The following is a 17,994-nucleotide window of genomic DNA, read 5'->3' as shown; positions in this document are numbered from 1 at the left end:
ATGTTGCCAGACCTGCAGGTTTCAGGCCGCGAAAGCGTCCGTCACCCTGACGTCGCCGACCGGGATGCCGTTCCAGTTCTTCATGGTGTGGTTGGCCTGCGCCATCAGCGCCGCCTGCACCTCTGGCTCGTCGCGGAAAAAGCGGGCAAGCGTGGCCGTCACCATCGCCTCGGCCGCGCGGGTGGCGCCGTCTTCGCATTTGACCGATATGGCGATGCCCTTTTCCGGGATCGCGGCGCAGAACACGCCTTCCGCTCCGGTCTTGGCAAAGATCCGACCGGGCGCCGTTTCCATCAGCCGCGTGCAGCCGCGCTTGGTGCCGGCGACGTAGAAGGGCTCGGCCATGCAGGCCTCGATCAACCGCTTCGATGCGCGGGCACGCTCCGGCGCAAGGCCGACGCCGGTGGCCATCTTGGCGAAGCCATGCGCAAGCCCCTTCAGCGGCACCGCATAGGTCGGGATCGAGCAACCATCGACGCCGCAATTGTCGCGGCCGAGGACACCACCGGTCAGGCTTTCCATAACACCGCGGATTTCCTGCTGCAGCGGATGCTCATAGCCGACATAGCCCTTGACCTCCGTGCCGGAGTGGCAGCAGGCACAGATGAAGCCGGAATGTTTGCCTGAGCAATTGTTGTGAAGCGCTGTCGGCGCTTCCATCGAGCGCGCCTGGCCGATCAGCGTCTTCTGGTCGGACGACCAGTGGGCGCCGCATTCGAGCGCAGAGAGGTCGCGGCCGGCAGCGGCCAGCATCTTTGCGGCAAGCGCCACGTGCTCCGGCTCGCCCGAGTGAGAGGAGCAGGCAAGCGCCAGCTCCTTGTTGCCGAAGCCGTAGGCGTCGGCCGCGCCGCTTTCCATCAACGGCAGCGCCTGCATCGCCTTGCAGGCCGAGCGCGGGAACACGCCGCTCTCGGTATCCCCCAGCGAAAAGATCGTCCGGCCGTCGGCGTCGACGGCAATAACCAGGCCGCGGTGGCGGCTTTCGACCAGATTTCCGCGCGTGACTTCGACGAGAACGGGATTCGACATGCCTTGCCCTCAAATTTCCTAGATTGGTGCATGCATTTAGCAGGAATCGAACGACAGGAAACCGGGGCATCCATGAAATTCGTCCGCAGGCTCGTTGCCGCCTTTCTGGTGATCTACCTTCTGCCGGCACTTGCATCGGCCGGATGGTGGTACATGAAGGAACGCCCGCAGAGCTGGCGCGACGCAGACTGGTCGTCGGCAGGCATCCTGCCGAAGCCGGCGCAAAGCCCGGATGCGGCCGTCTACATCTTCTCCGCCACCACCGGCGGACTGAAAGGTGCGGTCGCCAGCCACGCCTGGATCGTCACCAAGGAACAGGGGGCCGCAGCCTACAACCGCTACGACAAGGTCGGGTGGGGCAAGCCGATCCGCAGGAACGGCTATCCGGCGGATGCCCGCTGGTATTCGAACGAGCCGAGGCTGGTCGCGACCGCGAAAGGGGCCGAAGCGGACAGGCTGATCCCGAAGATCGAAGCGGCGATCGCCGCCTACCCCTATTCGTCCGCCGGCGGCTACAGGATCTGGCCGGGGCCGAACTCCAACACCTTCGTTGCCCATGTGCTGCGTTCGGTGCCGGAACTGAATGCGGTCCTGCCACCGGATGCGGTCGGGCGCGACTATCTGCCGGAAGGAAAGCTGCTCCAGATCGACGCCGACGGGCGTGACCTGCATGCGACCCTTTACGGGATCGCGGGCATTTCGGCGGGCATGCGCAGCGGCCTGGAGCTGCATTTCTTCGGTCTGGTCGCCGGCATCGACATCGCCAATCCGGGCATCAAGATCCCGGCGCTCGGGCGTTTCGGCATCTGACCGGCCACAGCGCGGGCCCGCACCGGTCCACAATGCATTTGAAGTTCGGAAGGAGACAATACATGGTCCCGCCGCCATTGCGACGAGGACCGCCCCATGCATGAAATCCCGATCCGGAGCTTCGCCGTCTCCGTCGTCATCCTGCGCGAAGCTGGCGGCACGCACGAGGTTCTTCTCCTGCGCCGCAACGGATCGCTGGCCGGAGAATGGTGCCAGATCGCCGGCGCGATCGAGGCGGGCGAGACCGCCCGGCACGCGGCGCTGCGCGAGGTTGAGGAAGAAGCCGGGCTCAAGCCCAGTCGCTTCTATTCCGCCGATATCTGCGAACAATTCTACGAGGCCGACCGCGACGCCATCAGCCTGTTGCCAGTCTTTGTCGGTTACGTATCACCGGGCGCGACCGTAACGCTCAATGCGGAACACAGCGAATTCAAATGGCTGACGTTTGAGGATGCAATCCGAATGGTGCCCTTTGCCGGTCAACGCAAGGTCCTGAAGCACATTCGTGAGGAGTTCGTCGACAACGAACCGAGCGCCTGGCTGCTGATCCGAGAGGCCGCCACCGCCGAACGCTGAGGGGACAAGATGCGGCGCGCTGAAAATGGAAAAGGGCCGCGCGAGGCGACCCTTCCATGAGTTTTGGCCAAGTGGCTGGCCCGGGTTTGGGACCCGAAGGAAGGCGGGGATCAGGTCGAAGGTTGCCTCGACGTGTTCACCTCTCCCATGCCTGTCACGACGACCGAAATCTCATTAGACATTGGATCACCTTCCTTTCTGTTCGTTACCGATAAATTCAAGGTAGGTGATTTCTGCGGGATTGCAAGGTCGACGAAGGTCGTAATGCAAAGGCCGTTCTGACGAGGGAGGTCATGGCGGAAGGTTACGACCGCATCACATGGTCATGATGATCTTGCCAATATGGTCGCCCTCTTCCATCATCCGATGTCCGTCCGCGACCTTTTCGAGCGGCAGCACCGCATGGATGACCGGCGCCACCTTGCCCGCCTCCAGCAACGGCCAGACCTTCGCCACCAATCCGTCGCGGATCGCCTGTTTCTCTGCGCCCGTGCGCGGGCGGAGCGCCGAGCCCATGACATGCAGGCGCTTCGTCAGGATCGGCGCGATGTTCGCCGCCTCGACCTTTGCTCCGCCCAGGAACGCAATGATCGACAGCCGGCCATCCTTGGCAAGCGATCCGATGTTGCGATCGAAATAGCGGCCGCCGACCATGTCAAGAATGACGTCGACACCGCGACCGCCGGTTTGCTCGAGCACGACGGACTTGAAGTCCTCATCGCGGTAGTTGATCGCGCGTTTTGCGCCGAGCGCCTCGCAAGCCCGGCATTTGTCAGTGCTGCCGGCGGTGACGAAGACCTCCGCCCCGAATGCCCTTGCCAGCTGGATCGCGGTCGTGCCGATGCCGCTCGATCCGCCGTGGATGAGGATCGTCTCCCCAGCCTTCAGCCCCGCCATGTCGAAGACATTGGCCCAGACGGTGAAGAAGGTTTCCGGCAGCGCCGCCGCCCTCACCGCGTCATAGCCTTTCGGCCAGGCCAGCGCCTGCGTTGCCGGTACCGCCGCATATTCGGCATAGCCACCACCATTGGCGAGTGCGCAGACCTTGTCGCCGACGGCAAAACCTTGCGTGCCCTCACTGACCGCCACGATCTCGCCGGCAACTTCCAGCCCGAGAACGGGGCTTGCGCCGGGCGGCGGCGGATAATCGCCCTTGCGCTGGAGCACGTCGGGCCGGTTGATGCCGGCGGCTTTGACGCGCAGCAGAATGTCGCCGGGTTTGAGCGTCGGCAGCGGCCCCTTCGCGAGCGCCATGTTTTCCGGGCCACCGGGGGAGGCAAGGTCGACGTAGGTCATTTCAGTCGGCATGGGCATGGCTAAACCTCGAGATGTCTGAAGCCCCATACCTAGCGCCGGACGTCGGCTCCGAAAAGACCGATATTGATCCGGCCGCGCCGCCGCGCCAATCAGCGACGGGCCATCCGCCGTCAGACGCCCAGCGCCTCCAGAACCAGACCGTCGGGGCTGGCCTTGGCGCGCGACTTGATTTCGGCGATGCGGGCGCTGACGGCCTGGCCGTCCGAGTAGACGAAACCTTCCGGCAATCCGAGCACGGCAATCGAACAGCGCATCAGCGGAAAATCCCTCGCCGTGCCGTCGCGGCCATGGCCGTGGATCTGTCCCGCCGCCTGGTGTTCCGGCAGGTAGAGCTGGCGCACATCGGTGGCGAAATCGTCAAGCAGGCGCTGAAGGACGAGTTGCAGATCGTCGACGGAACAACCGCTGATGCCAATGAAGAAATCGTCGCCGCCGACATGGCCGAGGAATTTCTCCTCGCCGATGAAGTGCCGCCTGAGCAAGGCCGCAAACAGCGAGATCGCCAGGTCGCCCTTCTGGAAGCCGTAGGTGTCATTGAACGGCTTGAAATTGTCGAAGTCGCAGTAGCAGAAGTAGCGCGGCTGGTCGCCGTCGAGGATCGCATCCTGGACGTAATCGCGGATGGCGCGATTGCCGGGCAACCCGGTCAGCGGGTTCTGTTCCTGCGCCGTCTTCAACTGCTTCTCGTTGATGATCTTCAACAGTGAGGATGCCGACAGGATGCCGGAATAGCGCATGTTCTCGGTCAGGATCACGCAGTCACTGCCGTCCATGCCGGCAAAGATCTTCAACATCTCGTCGGCCGGCGTGTCGAGATCGGCGATCGGCGCCGGGCTCGCAAAATGCGAGATTCGGCGCTGGTAGAGCCGGTTCTTCAGGAGATCGCGGCCGAACGGGTGATAGATCAGCTCCTTGACGTGATACTCGTGCAGAATGCCGCGCGGCTCGCCATTGGCGTTGAGCACCGGAAAGAACGCCTGGCGCGGATTGAGCCGGAAGAGATCGAAGGCGGATTCGAGTTCGTCGCTTTCGCGTACCGCCGGCAACTGCTCGATCTGCTTGCGGATGAGAATGCTGTCGAGCGTGGCCGACGAGCGGTGACCGCCGCCGTTCAAGGCGAGATGCGGATAGGCCGGTTGCAATTCGCTCAGGTGCGTCGTCGGCCGGGCGATGAAATAGCCCTGGACGAGGTCGCAGCCGAGATCGCGGCAGGTCTGGAACTCCGCTTCGGTTTCCACGCCTTCGACAATCACGCGGGTGCCGAGCACATGGGCGGTGTTGACGGTGTGGCGCACGAGATGGCGTTTGCGGGCATCGGCATCGATACCGGAAACGAAGTACCGGTCGATCTTCACGTAGTCGACGGGCTGGTCGCAGAGCAGTTTGAGGCCATTGAAGCCGGCGCCGAAATCGTCGATGGCGAGCTTGAAGCCGGCAAGGCGGAGCTCTCGCACGAGCGCCGAGAAATCCGGCATCTTGCCGCTGTCGAAACGCTCCGACAGCTCGAAGCACAAGGACGAAGGCGCGATGTTGGCGCGCTTCAGGTGATTGACGAGGCGCTCGACGATGGCGTTTTCACCGCCGACCAGGCGGGAATCGAAATTCAGGAACAGGGTGCGGGTAGAAAATTCCGGCAAGGTCGCGAAGGCGGCGACAGCCCGGCTGCTGACCATGTGTTCGAGCGCCAGCAGCTGCCCCGCCTCTTCCGCCTTGTCGAGCAGTTCCAACGGCGAAGCAAAGCCGAGCTTCTGAAAGCCGCGCATCAGCGATTCGTAGCCGAAGACGGCGCCAGTCGCCGCTTCGACGATCGGCTGGAAGGCGCTTTCGATCACAAGCTTTGCAAGCGTTACGATCTGGTCGTCGCCGAACCGGCGAAGCGAGAGAAATTCGGCGGGGGCGGCGGACATGCCGGGCTCCAAAGACTTGAGAACGAACGATCGGACGGCCGCAGAATGGTGGCCAACGGTCAACGAAGTCTTTCCCCAATATGAAGCTTTGATGAAAGCTACATGACATCGTCGCCAGCACTGAGCATTGTCGAACTCCCTAATGAAATCAGCAATTTCATCAGGCTTTGCGAACTTGCGGAGAACGCGCGGACGGCGAGTTCAGGCCGTCGCGAGAACGACGACATAGGCGGCACCGATCAGCAGGCACAGCGGCCCGTAAAGGCGGCGGTCGAGCGTGGCGAATGGCTCTTGCGGGTGGCGGCTGCGGAAGAGACGGGTGAAGGGCAAGACGCCACGCGCGAGGAAGATGAAGGCGAGCGTCGCCATCCCGATCCTGATGAGGTTCGTCGGCAAACCCAGGGGTGGGCCGAAAACGAACATCAACGGAAACAGGCCTGCAACGAAGATCAGGATCGCGACTGCTACCGTCAACCCGGCCGGCGGCATCACCTCCAGTCCGCGCGCGCCGATGACGGCTCTTGACAGGGACGCTTCATCGCGACCCGGCCAGAGCCCGCCCCGGGCCCAATAGGCGTGAAGGGCTGCAACGCCCGTGAGAACAAGGCAGATTGCCCATGCCAGCGCAAGCGTCGCCATCGTCATGCTCCATCAAAGGTTTGGGCGGCCATGTTCAGGCGGCCGAGGTGTCGGGCCGTGAATGCGCCGGACGCAGGCTCAGAAGCGCGAGCGCCGAAATCAACAGAAAGACCACCCATTGCGGCGTCTGCCAAAGGCTGCCGACATAGGCGAGCCCGTAACCCATGAAGAGACCGGCATAGGCGAGATATTGCGCCACGACTGCCGCGGCGAGCGCCTCGCGGTGGCGGCGGCGGATCGACGCCCACAGCAATGCGATGCTGTTGACGGCAAGAACCGCCGATGACGCGTGCCAGAGCAACGAGACATAGACCTTGAGTATCGGCGGCATATCGAGCGCCAGCAAGGGATCGTGCACGTCGGGCCCGCCCGCCAGCACGTGAACGCCTGTTGTCACCAAGGAAAGGGCGGCGGCCGAAAGAAGCCAGAGATTCATGATGTCGTCTCCCAAAATCCACCATACGTCAGCGTATGTACCGGCGCGGCTTGCGCCAGTCAATACGGTGGCGTATGGGTGCGACATGATGACAAAGGCAACACTTTCGAGTGACGACTGGATCAGGGCCGGCTTCCGCGCACTGTCTTCAGGCGGTGTGCAGGCGATCCGCGCCGAAGCGATCGCCCGCGACCTCAAGGTCAGCAAGGGCTCCTTCTACTGGCATTTCAAGGACGTGCCGGATCTGAAGGCACAGATGCTCGCCCATTGGGCCGGACAGGCCACGGACGCGATCATCGCCGATGTCGAGGGCGCGGGCGGCTCGGGACAGGAACGCTTGAGACGGCTGGTCGACGAGGCGACCGGGGACCGCAATCTCGCCTATGGCGGCGTGCCAGCGGAAGGCGCAATCCGGGAGTGGGCGCGCTACGACGGCGCTGCCGCAGCGGTGCTGAAGGCGGTGGACGAGCAACGGCTCGCCTATGTCGCCTTACTGCTTGCGCGGTGCGGCCACTCCCCCGCATCAAGCCGAAGCGGCGCCAATATTCTTTACGGCGGCCTGATCGGCCTGGAGGCGCTCGCCTCCGGCGAGCTTGTCGATCTGCGCGCCGAAATGCATGCGCTGCTTTCGGCGCTTCTTGAGGGCGAGAGCCGGCGGGGCGTCTAGCCTTTTGCCAGAACCCCGAAGGCAATCAGCGACAGGCCCTGCATCACCAGGTCGACCGCCAGGAACAGGCCGAGGATCCAAAGGCTGTTGACCGGCCAGCCGGCGGCGATGATCAGTCCGGCGACCAGCGTCACCAGACCACCGAGCGCGACCCATCCCCAGCCCTGGATCGGCCTCAGCTTGAAGCTGACCCAGATGCGGAAGCACCCGGCGACAACGAGCGCGATCGCCATCAGGAAGGTTAGCACGGACGAGGCCAGCACCGGATTGATGAAGGCGAAGAGCCCGGCAATCGCGTAGCAGGCACCGCTCAAGACCCAATAGAGCACGCTGTCCCAGCCCTTGACCTGGAAAGCATGGGCGAGATTGAACAGGCCGCCGATCAGCATGATCAGCCCGACATAATAGACCGAGGCCACCGTCGCCATCAGCAGGTTGCCGAAGGCAAGACCGCCGCACATGATCAAGAGCACGCCGAGTGCGACGAACCATCCCCATTTTCCGGCAACCGCCGCCTTGCCTGCCGGATCGAATGCATAGGTCATTTCAACCTCCAGTTCTTCGATTATCCTGAACGCCACCACCGGATTGAGCCGGATTTCTCGGCAAAAAGAAAGGAAAAACATCGCAGATTTTTATTGATTGATGAGTCAATCAAAAATAAACTTGCAATCGTCAAGGGAGAGACGGATGCCCAAGGTCGGAATGGAACCGGTGCGCCGCAAGGCGCTGGTGGATGCGGCGCTGCGCGTGATCGGCGATCAGGGCACGCTTGCCGTCACCATGTCAGACATTGCCCGCCGCGCCGGCGTCTCCCCTGCCCTTGCCCATCACTATTTCGGCAGCAAGGAGCAATTGCTGATCGAGACCGTGCGCAGCCTTCTAAGGCAGCTGCGCGACGATACGGTGACGGCGCTCAATGCGGCGGCAACGCCGCGCGAAAAACTGAGCGCCCTGATCAGGGTGTCGTTCCAGGCAAGCCAGTTTGCGCCCGACACCATCGCCGCCTGGCTCGCCTTCTATTCCGAAGCGCAGCGCTCGGAGGACGTGCGCCGCTTCCTCGTCGTCTATGCCCGGCGGTTGCGCTCAAACCTGATGGCGAGCTTGAAAGTCCTTTGCCCCACGGATGACGCGGAACGCATTGCCGAAGGCGCTGCTGCGATGATCGACGGGCTTTACATCCGCCAGAGTCTGCGCTCCGCGCCGATCGGCATCGAAGCCTCGATCGCGCTGACGGAAGACTACGTCACCTCGCACCTCGACCAGCTCCACCGCCAAGGACGGGCCATATGACCGCCAGACCGAATATCCTGATCATCATGGTCGACCAGCTGAACGGGAAGTTCTTTCCCGACGGCCCGGCGGAATTCCTGCATGCACCGAACATGAAGGCGCTTGCCGCGCGCTCCGCCCGCTTTCGCAACAACTACACGTCGTCGCCGCTCTGCGCGCCGGCCCGCGCCTCGTTCATGGCCGGGCAATTGCCGAGCCGCACCCGCGTCTACGACAACGCCGCCGAATACCAGTCGTCGATCCCGACCTATGCCCATCACCTGCGCCGCGCCGGCTACTACACCGCATTGTCGGGCAAGATGCATTTCGTCGGACCGGACCAGTTGCACGGCTTCGAGGAGCGACTGACGACCGACATCTATCCCGCCGACTTCGGCTGGACGCCGGACTATCGCAAGCCGGGCGAACGCATCGACTGGTGGTATCACAATCTCGGCTCGGTCACCGGAGCGGGCACCGCCGAGATCACCAACCAGATGGAATATGACGACGAAGTCGTCTTCCTCGCCAACCAGAAGCTCTACCAGCTGTCGCGCGAAAACGACGATGCCGGCCGCCGCCCGTGGTGCCTCACCGTATCCTTCACCCATCCGCACGACCCCTATGTCGCGCGCAAAAAATTCTGGGATCTCTACGAGGACTGCGCCCATCTTCTGCCCGAAGTCGGCATGCTGGCGGAGGAAGAGCAGGACCCGCATTCCAAGCGGATCATGCACTCCTGCGACTACGGCAATTTCGACCTCACAGAAGACAATATCCGCCGCTCGCGTCGCGCCTATTTCGCCAATATTTCGTATCTCGACGAGAAGGTCGGCGAGCTCCTGGACACGCTGACGCGCACCCGGATGCTCGACAACACGCTGATCCTGTTCTGCTCGGACCATGGCGACATGCTGGGCGAGCGCGGCCTGTGGTTCAAGATGAACTTCTTCGAGGGCTCGGCCCGCGTGCCGCTGATGGTGGCCGGTCCGGGCGTGGCACCCGGCCTGCACCTGGCACCGACGTCGAACCTCGACGTGACGCCGACGCTTTGCGACCTCGCCGGCATCTCCATGGACGCGGTGAAGCCGTGGACGGACGGCGTCAGCCTGGTGCCCCTCATCAACGGCGAGGAACGAACCGAGCCGGTACTGATGGAATATGCGGCCGAAGCCTCCTACGCACCGCTGGTCGCCATTCGCGAGGGCAAGTGGAAATACATCCACTGCGCGCTCGACCCGGATCAGCTTTACGATCTCGAAGCCGATCCGCTGGAGCTGAAGAACCTGGCCGCCAATCCCGAAACGCCGGTGCAGGCGGCAACGCTGCAGGCGTTCCAGGACATGTGCGCCGCCCACTGGGACATGGAAGCCTTCGACGCGGCCGTGCGTGAAAGCCAGGCCCGTCGCTGGGTGGTCTACGAAGCGCTGCGGAATGGCGCCTACTATCCATGGGATCACCAGCCGCTGCAGAAGGCATCCGAGCGCTACATGCGCAACCATATGAACCTCGACAATCTCGAGGAATCCAAACGCTATCCGCGAGGAGAATGACATGAGAGCCCAACCGCAAGCCTCGCACTTCATCGACGGCGAATATGTCGAGGATATCTCAGGCACCGTTATCGAGAGCATCTATCCGGCGACCGGCGAAGTGATTGCCCGGCTGCACGCGGCAACGCCTGGCATCGTCGAGAAAGCGATCGCCGCTGCTAAGCGCGCCCAGCCGGAATGGGCGGCCATGAGCCCGACCGCCCGCGGCCGCATCCTCAAGCGCGCCGCCGAGATCATGCGCGAGCGCAACCGCGAACTTTCCGAGCTCGAAACGCTCGACACCGGCAAGCCGATCCAGGAGACGATCGTCGCGGACCCGACATCGGGTGCGGACAGTTTCGAGTTCTTCGGCGGCGTCATCGCCACGGCGCTCAATGGCGACTACATCCCGCTCGGCGGCGACTTCGCCTATACCAAGCGCGTGCCCCTCGGCGTCTGCGTCGGTATCGGCGCCTGGAACTATCCGCAGCAGATCGCCTGCTGGAAGGGCGCCCCGGCACTTGCCGCCGGCAACGCCATGGTCTTCAAGCCATCGGAAAACACCCCGCTCGGCGCGCTGAAGATCGCCGAGATCCTGATCGAGGCCGGCCTGCCGAAGGGCCTCTACAACGTCATCCAGGGCGATCGCACCACCGGCCCGCTGCTCGTCAACCATCCGGACGTCGCCAAGGTTTCGCTGACCGGCTCGGTGCCGACGGGCAAGAAGGTAGCGGGTGCAGCCGCCGCCGAACTCAAGCACGTGACGATGGAACTCGGCGGCAAGTCGCCGCTGATCGTCTTCGAAGACGCCGATCTGGAAAGCGCCATCGGCGGCGCCATGCTGGGCAACTTCTATTCCACCGGCCAGGTCTGCTCGAACGGCACCCGCGTCTTCGTGCAGAAGGGCATCAAGGACGCGTTCCTCGATCGCCTGAAGGCCCGCACCGAGGCGATCGTCATCGGCGACCCGATGGACGAGGCGACCCAGCTCGGACCGATGGTGTCCGGCGCGCAGCGCGACAAGGTCTTTTCCTATATCGAAAAGGGCAAGTCGGAAGGCGCGCGCCTCGTCACCGGCGGTGGCATCCCGAATGCCGTCAGCGCCGACGGCACCTATATCCAGCCGACCGTCTTTGCCGACGTCACCGACGAGATGACGATCGCGCGCGAGGAAATCTTCGGGCCGGTGATGTGCGTGCTCGACTTCGACGACGAGGCGGAGGTCGTCGCTCGCGCCAATGCCACCGAATTCGGTCTTTCGGCCGGCGTCTTCACCGCCGACATCACCCGCGCCCACCGGGTGGTCGACCAGCTCGAGGCCGGCACGCTCTGGATCAACACCTACAATCTCTGCCCGGTCGAGATCCCGTTCGGCGGCTCCAAGCAATCCGGCTTCGGACGCGAGAATTCGGTTGCCGCCCTCAACCACTACAGCGAGTTGAAGACCGTCTATGTCGGCATGGGGCCGGTGCAGGCGCCGTATTGAAGATAAAATCAATCGTAGTGTCGGAGCTTCGGAAGAAGCTTCGATCTGCGGTAGCGGCGCTCAATGTGGCGCCAATAGAAAAAGCCAAGCACTGCTGAAATCGTCAGGCATATTTCGAGAGGAAGGCCAAACAAGACACGAAGGGGAACCACTCCGATGAAAACGAGCAACCCGACGAAGTATCTTCTGTTACGGGCGCGAAGCATTTCCAAAACCGGCCCGGTCGTGTCGCGTGTATCGCGATAGACGTTGACGGTGTTGACTGCCGCCTTTTCCCGAAAAGCTTCAATACTGGCGCGCTCGTCTTCGACTTGCTTCAGGCGATCCGCGATAGCGTCGCTAAAGCTTCTTGATCGCATTGGAACAATCCCTCTGATTGAGACCAGGCATCCTAACTATCAAAGGCTGCATTTAACCTCAATCTGTCCAAACCTCTCCACGTCACCAAGTTCAAGGCAGAGTTAAAGAATCGAACGGACCACCAATGCAACAGGCAGATTACATCATCATCGGTTCTGGCTCGGCCGGATCGGCGCTCGCCTACCACCTGTCGGAAGACGGCAAGAATTCCGTGCTCGTGCTCGAATATGGCGGCTCGGATATCGGGCCGTTCATCCAGATGCCGGCAGCGCTTGCCTGGCCGATGAGCATGGACCGCTACAACTGGGGTTATCACTCCGAGCCCGAGCCGAACCTCAACAACCGGCGTATAACCGCGCCGCGCGGCAAGGTCATCGGCGGCTCCTCCTCGATCAACGGGCTGGTCTATGTGCGCGGCCATGCCGAAGACTTCAACCGTTGGGAGGATCTCGGCGCACGCGGCTGGGCCTATGCCGACGTGCTTCCCTACTTCAAGCGCATGGAGCACTCGCATGGCGGCGAGGCCGGCTGGCGCGGCACCGACGGGCCACTGCACGTCAAGCGCGGGCCGGTGAAAAACCCGCTGTTTCACGCCTTCATCGAGGCCGGAAAGCAGGCGGGCTTCGAGCTTACCGACGACTACAATGGCTCCAAGCAGGAAGGCTTCGGGCTGATGGAGCAGACCGTCTGGCAGGGGCGCCGCTGGTCGGCGGCCAATGCCTATCTCCGGCCGGCGATGAAGCGACCGAATGTTTCCCTGGTCCGATGCTTTGCCCGCAAGGTGGTGATCGAGAACGGCCGGGCGACCGGCGTCGAGATCGAGCGCGGCGGCAAGATCGAGATCGTCAGGGCGAACCGCGAGGTGATCGTCTCGGCCTCTTCCTTCAACTCGCCGAAACTGCTGATGCTCTCGGGCATCGGCCCGGCGCAGCACCTGAAGGACATGGGCATCGAGGTCAAGGTCGATCGACCCGGCGTCGGCGCCAATCTCCAGGACCATATGGAGTTCTATTTCCAGCAGGTATCGACCAAGCCGGTGTCGCTCTACTCCTGGCTCCCCTGGTTCTGGCAGGGCGTCGCCGGCGCGCAGTGGCTGCTGTCGAAAGGTGGGCTTGGCGCTTCCAACCAGTTCGAGGCCTGCGCCTTCCTGCGCTCGGCGCCGGGTGTCAGGCAACCCGACATACAGTACCACTTCCTGCCGGTCGCCATCAGCTATGACGGCAAGGCGGCGGCCAAGAGCCATGGCTTCCAGGTGCATGTCGGCTACAACCTGTCGAAGTCGCGCGGCAACGTTACCCTGCGCTCCTCCGATCCGATGGCCGATCCGGTGATCCGCTTCAACTATATGAGCCACCCGGAAGACTGGGAGAAATTCCGCCATTGCGTGCGCCTCACCCGCGAGATCTTCGGCCAACAGGCTTTTGACCAGTATCGCGGGCCGGAGATCCAGCCGGGCGAGAAGGTGCAGACGGACGACGAGATCGACGCCTTCCTGCGCGAGCATCTGGAAAGCGCCTATCACCCCTGCGGCACCTGCCGGATGGGCGCCAAGGACGACCCGATGGCCGTGGTCGACCCGGAGACCCGGGTCATCGGCGTCGACGGTTTGCGCGTCGCGGATAGTTCGATCTTCCCGCACGTCACCTATGGCAACCTCAACAGCCCCTCGATCATGACCGGCGAAAAGGCCGCCGATCATATCCTCGGCAGGCAGCCGCTTGCCCGGTCCAACCAGGAGCCATGGATCAATCCACGCTGGGCAATCAGCGACAGGTAGGATCGGTCGAGGGCGGCTGGCTTGGAGCGGTGACCTCAGAGGAAGCCGATCCAGCGGCCGGCGAGCAAAGCACCCGGCCAGACAATGAGCGAAATACCGGCTGAGAGGCGGACGGCGCCGACAGCACGGTCGCCATCGACGGCTGCCCGCCAGACGCTGCTCGACTGCAGGATCATGGCGTTGACTGCACCGACCGCGAGCAAGGCGAGCTTTGTGAGGAATGCCGGATTACCGGCATAGGCCGACGGCCGCACGCTGAAGAGACAGAAGCCGGTCACGATCGCCAGCGCCAGCCCGACCGCCGCCGCGCGCGACAGAAACGGCCCAAGCACAGCAAGCGAGGCGTGGCCGAAAAAGCCGAGCAGCCGCAGATCGAGCGGCACGATCGCGCCGACCAGAAGCGCAACCGCGAGGATGTGGGTGGCATTGACGACAAGATAGAGGATCGCCGAGCGACGCATTGCCGTCGCCAACGGAAAAGCTGCGATCCCTTCCAGCAGCTCGGCCGCGCTCATCCACCGGTCCGGATGCGATCCGGGTAGATATCGAAGGTCTTGCCGCCAACGCTGACGCGGACCGCCTTCAGGCGTTTTTCGCCCGGGTCGAGCGAACGATTGCCGAGTACGACGATTTGATCGCCGACATTGGCAACACCTTCGACGAAGCCGGACCGTTCCGTCTGCCGGGGATTGCCGAGCTCTATCCGCCAGAGCCCATCCGTTCCGGTTTCGACGTGCAGCGTCGGATGCGGCGGTGCCATCGAGATCTCGCGGATCGTGCCCGAAAGCTCGATCTGGTCGGCCTCGGCCCAGGACCAGCCGTGATGGGCATAGGCGGCGCCCGCCAGCAGCATGCCCGCCATGCTTGCGACAACCGCGCGGCGGGGAAAGGATGCGAACATCTGCCACTCCCTCATTTGCCTTGAAGGCCGAAAGATTGGACCCGAAGCAGCAGATGGGAAAGTGCCCGTCGTTCAACACTTCTTGAAGAGACGTCGCAATCGCGAACTGGCGGTTGCACTGAAAATGCTCGACAGCTTACAATTTAGCGATTCTTAATCTCCGGTTGTTATGTCTATATTAGACGGAGTGAACGCTTGGCGGATGTGCCATGACGGCAATCGGCTGCAACGATCTGCGTGCTCCATCGAACCATCGTCATCTCCCTTGCCAAGGCAAGCACGCCACCTGATGGCTATGCGGCGCGTCCGCAGTCATCGGACGAGGACGAATTTGCCTTGCGGGCAACCGAAGAGCGTTCCCATGACAATCAAAGCACGCCTGCTCATTTGTTTGTCGCTGCTCGCCGTGGCCATGCTGGTCATGATCGTCACGGCATTCAACGCGATGACCTCGATCTCAAACCGCACCGAATCCATCGTTGCCGATCGGCTCCTGCCGGTCGATCAGCTGAAAACCGTCTCCGACATGTATGCCGTCGAAATCGTCGACACCACGCACAAGGTCAGGAGCGGCGCGCTCGGCTGGAACGCCGGCAAGGACGCCATTGGGACCGCGCTTTCAAGCATCGATACGCAATGGCGCACGTATGAAGCAACAAAGCTGACGACGGAGGAAAAGAAGCTGACTGAAATCTTCGACGGCGCACGCGTTGCAAGCGACGCCTCGATCCGGGACCTGATGGCGATCATGGAGCGGCAGGACAAGGCGGAGCTGGCAAAATTCGTCGACACCCGGCTCTACGCGTCCGTCGATCCTCTCGCCGCGCCGATCGGCGAATTGATCAAGCTGCAGCTCTCCGAAGCCAACAGCGAACTCAAGGCGGCCAAGGCAGAGAAGGACACGCTGACGCTCTGGCAGACGGTGATTGCCGGCTTCGCCCTTGCAATCCTCGCAGCGACCGTGTGGTTCGTCGTCTCCGGTCTCTTCCGGCCGCTGACGCGACTGCGCGAAGCCATGCGCCAGCTCGCCGCCGGCAACCTCAAGGCGGCCATATCCGGCGAAGGCCGCCGGGACGAAATCGGCCAGATGGCAGGCGCCGTCGCCGTCTTCCGCGACAATGCGCTTGAACGACAGCGGCTGGAGCAGCAGGCCGAGGAAAACCGCTCGCTTTCTGAACGCGAGCGCGAGCAACGGGAGGCGCAGAAGGCCAGGGAAACGGCCGAAGTCCAGGCGGCGGTAGAATCGCTCGCCTTCGGGCTTCAGCGCCTGGCCGAAGGCGACCTGACCTATCGCATCGGCACCGAACTTGCCGAACGGCTGGACGCGCTTCGCACCAACTTCAACAGTTCGGTCGACAACCTTGAGGATGCCCTGCGCTCTGTCGGCGACAATGCCCGCAGCATCAATGCCGGCGCCAGCGAAATTCGCGCGGCGGCAGGCGACCTGTCGAAACGAACCGAACAGCAGGCAGCCTCCGTCGAGGAGACGGCGGCTGCACTCGACCAGATCGCAACAACGGTTGCGGATGCAAGTAGACGCGCTGAGGAGGCAGGCAGCCTGGTGACCCGGACCCGGGGGGCGGCGGAAAAATCCGGAGAGATCGTCGGCAATGCCATTACCGCCATGAGCGGCATCGAGGCTTCATCCCGCGAGATCTCCAGCATCATCGGCGTCATCGACGATATCGCCTTCCAGACCAATCTCCTGGCGCTCAACGCCGGCGTCGAGGCCGCGCGCGCCGGTGAAGCCGGCAAGGGCTTTGCCGTCGTTGCCCAGGAAGTGCGCGAGCTGGCACAGCGCTCGGCCCAGGCCGCAAAGGAGATCAAGGTTCTGATTGCCACCTCCGGCGCCCAGGTCAAGTCCGGTGTCAGCCTGGTGCGCGAGACGGGAACCGCGCTCGAAGGCATCATTGCCGAAGTGCAGGAAATCAGCGTGCATGTGACGGCGATCGTCGAGAGCGCCCGCGAACAGTCGGCCGGCATCCAGCAGATCAACACCGCGGTCAACTCCATCGATCAGGGCACGCAACAGAATGCCGCGATGGTGGAACAATCGACGGCTGCAAGCCACAGCCTTGCGCGCGAGGCGGGCGCGCTCAGCGAGCTGCTGACGCGCTTCAGGACCGGCAATCCTCAGGGGCATCCGGCGGCTCGCGTAGCGACCGCTTCGGCCGCGCCTGCGCCCCCCTCCCCGGCGCGCGCGCTTGGCCGCCGGCTTGCCGCCGCCTATCGCAGCCCTGCTGCCGAGCAGGAGAAGGGCTGGGCAGAGTTCTGACCGATACGCATCGGCAGGTGATGAATGGAAGCGCGGACCGAAAGGCCCGCGCTTTTCTCATGTAATGACCGGACCGGAGACGCCAGCGGAAGTATAAAGTCTAGTAATTTACTAGCTTATCTTGTGTTTTTCGCTGCTTTTCGATCTGAGAGGCAGATTTGCTCCAAACGCGCAGCATTAGAAACCGCTATTTCTGTCCCTTGGCGCACCCGCCTGCGATATTCCGACCAAGTTGGAACAGGACGCAGCCATGACCACGTCACCCCTCAATGCCACCGCGAAAGCCCTGAACGAAACGCTCGAAGGCCTGGATCTCGCCGGCCGGCTGGCATTCGTTGCCGGTCTTGAAGGACGCGCGGTTTTTACGACGTCGCTCGGCATCGAAGATCAGGTGATCACCGCCGCCATCGGCAGCAACGCCCTTTCTATCGACGTCTCGACCTTGCAGACCGGTCGCCTCTTCAACGAGACGGTGGCGCTGATCGACAAGACGGAAGAGGCCTATGGCATCCTGATCAAGCGCTTTCACCCGGAGCTAGCAGATGTCGACGCCTATGCGGCGCAGTACGGCGCCAATGGCTTTTACGACAGCGTCGAAGCGAGGCACGCCTGTTGCGACGCACGCAAGCTTAAACCGCTTGCGCGCGCGCTCGAAGGCGCCAGCTACTGGATCACCGGACTGCGCCGCGGACAGTCCGGCAACAGGGCGGCAACGCCCTTTGCCGAAGCCGATACCGAGCGCGGCCTGATCAAGATCAATCCGCTGGCCGATTGGGACATCGAAACCATCCGTGCCTACGTCGCCGCCCACGCCGTTCCCGTCAATCCGTTGCATGCCCGCGGCTATCCTTCCATCGGCTGCGAGCCCTGTACCCGCGCCATCAAGCCGGGCGAGCCCGAACGGGCCGGCCGATGGTGGTGGGAAAACGACGAGAAGCGCGAATGCGGCCTTCACGTCCCGGAGGCAGCCGCCTCGACCATCCCGAACACGAGCAGCGCCGCCTGAGGGC

Annotated in this window: 18 protein-coding genes; 9 read left to right on the top strand and 9 right to left on the bottom strand. The window is 63.1% G+C overall.

Annotated elements, in window-relative coordinates:
- Positions 1-21 precede the first annotated feature (21 nt).
- Positions 22-1,029 (bottom strand): asparaginase, encoded by a 1,008-nt coding sequence (locus RTP54_RS04610; RefSeq protein ID WP_312361304.1) that lies wholly within the window; start codon positions 1,027-1,029, stop codon positions 22-24.
- 72 nt (positions 1,030-1,101) lie between these two features.
- On the opposite strand from RTP54_RS04610, the gene RTP54_RS04605 reads away from it, so the two are divergent.
- Both RTP54_RS04605 and RTP54_RS04600 read left to right on the top strand, forming a co-directional pair.
- Positions 1,102-1,839 carry a DUF3750 domain-containing protein gene (locus RTP54_RS04605; RefSeq protein WP_312361303.1) on the top strand — a complete coding sequence of 246 codons (738 nt, stop codon included), beginning with the start codon at positions 1,102-1,104 and terminating at the stop codon, positions 1,837-1,839.
- A 96-nt stretch (positions 1,840-1,935) separates the two neighbouring features.
- Positions 1,936-2,415, top strand: a complete 480-nt coding sequence (locus RTP54_RS04600) for an NUDIX domain-containing protein (RefSeq protein ID WP_312361302.1) — start codon at positions 1,936-1,938, stop codon at positions 2,413-2,415.
- A gap of 315 nt (positions 2,416-2,730) precedes the next feature.
- Here RTP54_RS04600 and RTP54_RS04595 read toward each other — a convergent pair whose 3' ends face one another.
- The 4 genes from RTP54_RS04595 to RTP54_RS04580 form a co-directional block, all read right to left on the bottom strand.
- Positions 2,731-3,729 carry an NAD(P)H-quinone oxidoreductase gene (locus RTP54_RS04595; RefSeq protein WP_312361301.1) on the bottom strand — a complete coding sequence of 333 codons (999 nt, stop codon included), beginning with the start codon at positions 3,727-3,729 and terminating at the stop codon, positions 2,731-2,733.
- Positions 3,730-3,842: 113 nt separating this feature from the next.
- Positions 3,843-5,639: a GGDEF domain-containing protein gene (locus RTP54_RS04590; protein WP_312361300.1), complete on the bottom strand. Its 1,797-nt coding sequence runs from the start codon at positions 5,637-5,639 to the stop codon at positions 3,843-3,845.
- 201 nt (positions 5,640-5,840) lie between these two features.
- Positions 5,841-6,278 carry a DUF3995 domain-containing protein gene (locus tag RTP54_RS04585; RefSeq protein WP_162704371.1) on the bottom strand — a complete coding sequence of 146 codons (438 nt, stop codon included), beginning with the start codon at positions 6,276-6,278 and terminating at the stop codon, positions 5,841-5,843.
- Between the two features lie 34 nt (positions 6,279-6,312).
- Positions 6,313-6,714, bottom strand: a complete 402-nt coding sequence (locus RTP54_RS04580) for a hypothetical protein (RefSeq protein ID WP_312361297.1) — start codon at positions 6,712-6,714, stop codon at positions 6,313-6,315.
- Between the two features lie 88 nt (positions 6,715-6,802).
- Between RTP54_RS04580 and RTP54_RS04575 the strand changes: the two genes are divergently transcribed.
- Positions 6,803-7,381 (top strand): TetR/AcrR family transcriptional regulator, encoded by a 579-nt coding sequence (locus RTP54_RS04575; RefSeq protein WP_312361296.1) that lies wholly within the window; start codon positions 6,803-6,805, stop codon positions 7,379-7,381.
- Here RTP54_RS04575 and RTP54_RS04570 read toward each other — a convergent pair.
- Complete coding sequence (locus RTP54_RS04570) at positions 7,378-7,926, bottom strand: HdeD family acid-resistance protein (RefSeq protein WP_112809410.1); 549 nt, start codon at positions 7,924-7,926, stop codon at positions 7,378-7,380. The genes RTP54_RS04575 and RTP54_RS04570 overlap by 4 nt on opposite strands.
- Before the next feature lie 145 nt (positions 7,927-8,071).
- Between RTP54_RS04570 and betI the strand changes: the two genes are divergently transcribed.
- Genes betI through betB form a run of 3 tightly spaced genes read left to right on the top strand, consistent with a single transcriptional unit; the run spans position 8,072 to position 11,671 of the window.
- Positions 8,072-8,674 carry a transcriptional regulator BetI gene (betI, locus tag RTP54_RS04565; RefSeq protein ID WP_312361294.1) on the top strand — a complete coding sequence of 201 codons (603 nt, stop codon included), beginning with the start codon at positions 8,072-8,074 and terminating at the stop codon, positions 8,672-8,674.
- A complete protein-coding gene (betC, locus tag RTP54_RS04560) occupies positions 8,671-10,206 on the top strand; it encodes a choline-sulfatase (RefSeq protein WP_312361293.1) in 1,536 nt (511 codons plus the stop codon). The genes betI and betC overlap by 4 nt, the downstream gene beginning before the upstream one ends.
- Before the next feature lies 1 nt (position 10,207).
- Complete coding sequence (betB, locus tag RTP54_RS04555) at positions 10,208-11,671, top strand: betaine-aldehyde dehydrogenase (protein WP_112817426.1); 1,464 nt, start codon at positions 10,208-10,210, stop codon at positions 11,669-11,671.
- Positions 11,672-11,679: 8 nt separating this feature from the next.
- Here betB and RTP54_RS04550 read toward each other — a convergent pair whose 3' ends face one another.
- The gene (locus tag RTP54_RS04550) at positions 11,680-12,030 is read right to left on the bottom strand and encodes a hypothetical protein (protein ID WP_312361291.1); all 351 of its coding nucleotides are present in this window, start codon (positions 12,028-12,030) and stop codon (positions 11,680-11,682) included.
- Positions 12,031-12,155: 125 nt separating this feature from the next.
- Here RTP54_RS04550 and betA point away from each other — a divergent pair, with 125 nt between their 5' ends.
- Positions 12,156-13,808, top strand: coding sequence for a choline dehydrogenase (gene betA / locus RTP54_RS04545; protein ID WP_312361290.1), 1,653 nt, complete (start codon positions 12,156-12,158; stop codon positions 13,806-13,808).
- A 35-nt stretch (positions 13,809-13,843) separates the two neighbouring features.
- Here the strand turns inward: betA and RTP54_RS04540 are convergent, their stop codons facing one another.
- Positions 13,844-14,323: a DUF2214 domain-containing protein gene (locus tag RTP54_RS04540; protein WP_312361288.1), complete on the bottom strand. Its 480-nt coding sequence runs from the start codon at positions 14,321-14,323 to the stop codon at positions 13,844-13,846.
- Positions 14,320-14,709 carry a DUF6152 family protein gene (locus tag RTP54_RS04535; RefSeq protein ID WP_112808457.1) on the bottom strand — a complete coding sequence of 130 codons (390 nt, stop codon included), beginning with the start codon at positions 14,707-14,709 and terminating at the stop codon, positions 14,320-14,322. The genes RTP54_RS04540 and RTP54_RS04535 overlap by 4 nt, the downstream gene beginning before the upstream one ends.
- A 361-nt stretch (positions 14,710-15,070) precedes the next feature.
- Here RTP54_RS04535 and RTP54_RS04530 point away from each other — a divergent pair, with 361 nt between their 5' ends.
- Positions 15,071-16,984, top strand: coding sequence for a methyl-accepting chemotaxis protein (locus RTP54_RS04530; protein WP_312361286.1), 1,914 nt, complete (start codon positions 15,071-15,073; stop codon positions 16,982-16,984).
- A gap of 250 nt (positions 16,985-17,234) precedes the next feature.
- Positions 17,235-17,990, top strand: a complete 756-nt coding sequence (locus RTP54_RS04525; RefSeq protein ID WP_312361284.1) for a phosphoadenylyl-sulfate reductase — start codon at positions 17,235-17,237, stop codon at positions 17,988-17,990.
- Positions 17,991-17,994: the final 4 nt, after the last annotated feature.

It is taken from the genome of Ensifer sp., assembly GCF_031989085.1.
GTDB lineage: Bacteria > Pseudomonadota > Alphaproteobacteria > Rhizobiales > Rhizobiaceae > Ensifer.
This window is presented reverse-complemented; position numbering and strand designations above follow the sequence as displayed.

Excerpts from the sequence above, each read along its gene's own strand:
- RTP54_RS04610 (WP_312361304.1), bottom strand. The coding sequence starts at position 1,029 with ATGTCGAATCCCGTTCTCGTCGAAGTCACGCGCGGAAATCTGGTCGAA.
- RTP54_RS04550 (WP_312361291.1), bottom strand. The coding sequence starts at position 12,030 with ATGCGATCAAGAAGCTTTAGCGACGCTATCGCGGATCGCCTGAAGCAA.
- RTP54_RS04525 (WP_312361284.1), top strand. The coding sequence starts at position 17,235 with ATGACCACGTCACCCCTCAATGCCACCGCGAAAGCCCTGAACGAAACG.
- RTP54_RS04540 (WP_312361288.1), bottom strand. The coding sequence starts at position 14,323 with ATGAGCGCGGCCGAGCTGCTGGAAGGGATCGCAGCTTTTCCGTTGGCG.
- RTP54_RS04535 (WP_112808457.1), bottom strand. The coding sequence starts at position 14,709 with ATGTTCGCATCCTTTCCCCGCCGCGCGGTTGTCGCAAGCATGGCGGGC.
- RTP54_RS04595 (WP_312361301.1), bottom strand. The coding sequence starts at position 3,729 with ATGCCCATGCCGACTGAAATGACCTACGTCGACCTTGCCTCCCCCGGT.
- RTP54_RS04530 (WP_312361286.1), top strand. The coding sequence starts at position 15,071 with ATGACAATCAAAGCACGCCTGCTCATTTGTTTGTCGCTGCTCGCCGTG.
- betI (WP_312361294.1), top strand. The coding sequence starts at position 8,072 with ATGCCCAAGGTCGGAATGGAACCGGTGCGCCGCAAGGCGCTGGTGGAT.
- RTP54_RS04580 (WP_312361297.1), bottom strand. The coding sequence starts at position 6,714 with ATGAATCTCTGGCTTCTTTCGGCCGCCGCCCTTTCCTTGGTGACAACA.
- RTP54_RS04570 (WP_112809410.1), bottom strand. The coding sequence starts at position 7,926 with ATGACCTATGCATTCGATCCGGCAGGCAAGGCGGCGGTTGCCGGAAAA.
- RTP54_RS04585 (WP_162704371.1), bottom strand. The coding sequence starts at position 6,278 with ATGGCGACGCTTGCGCTGGCATGGGCAATCTGCCTTGTTCTCACGGGC.
- RTP54_RS04575 (WP_312361296.1), top strand. The coding sequence starts at position 6,803 with ATGACAAAGGCAACACTTTCGAGTGACGACTGGATCAGGGCCGGCTTC.
- betB (WP_112817426.1), top strand. The coding sequence starts at position 10,208 with ATGAGAGCCCAACCGCAAGCCTCGCACTTCATCGACGGCGAATATGTC.
- RTP54_RS04600 (WP_312361302.1), top strand. The coding sequence starts at position 1,936 with ATGCATGAAATCCCGATCCGGAGCTTCGCCGTCTCCGTCGTCATCCTG.
- betC (WP_312361293.1), top strand. The coding sequence starts at position 8,671 with ATGACCGCCAGACCGAATATCCTGATCATCATGGTCGACCAGCTGAAC.
- RTP54_RS04590 (WP_312361300.1), bottom strand. The coding sequence starts at position 5,639 with ATGTCCGCCGCCCCCGCCGAATTTCTCTCGCTTCGCCGGTTCGGCGAC.
- RTP54_RS04605 (WP_312361303.1), top strand. The coding sequence starts at position 1,102 with ATGAAATTCGTCCGCAGGCTCGTTGCCGCCTTTCTGGTGATCTACCTT.
- betA (WP_312361290.1), top strand. The coding sequence starts at position 12,156 with ATGCAACAGGCAGATTACATCATCATCGGTTCTGGCTCGGCCGGATCG.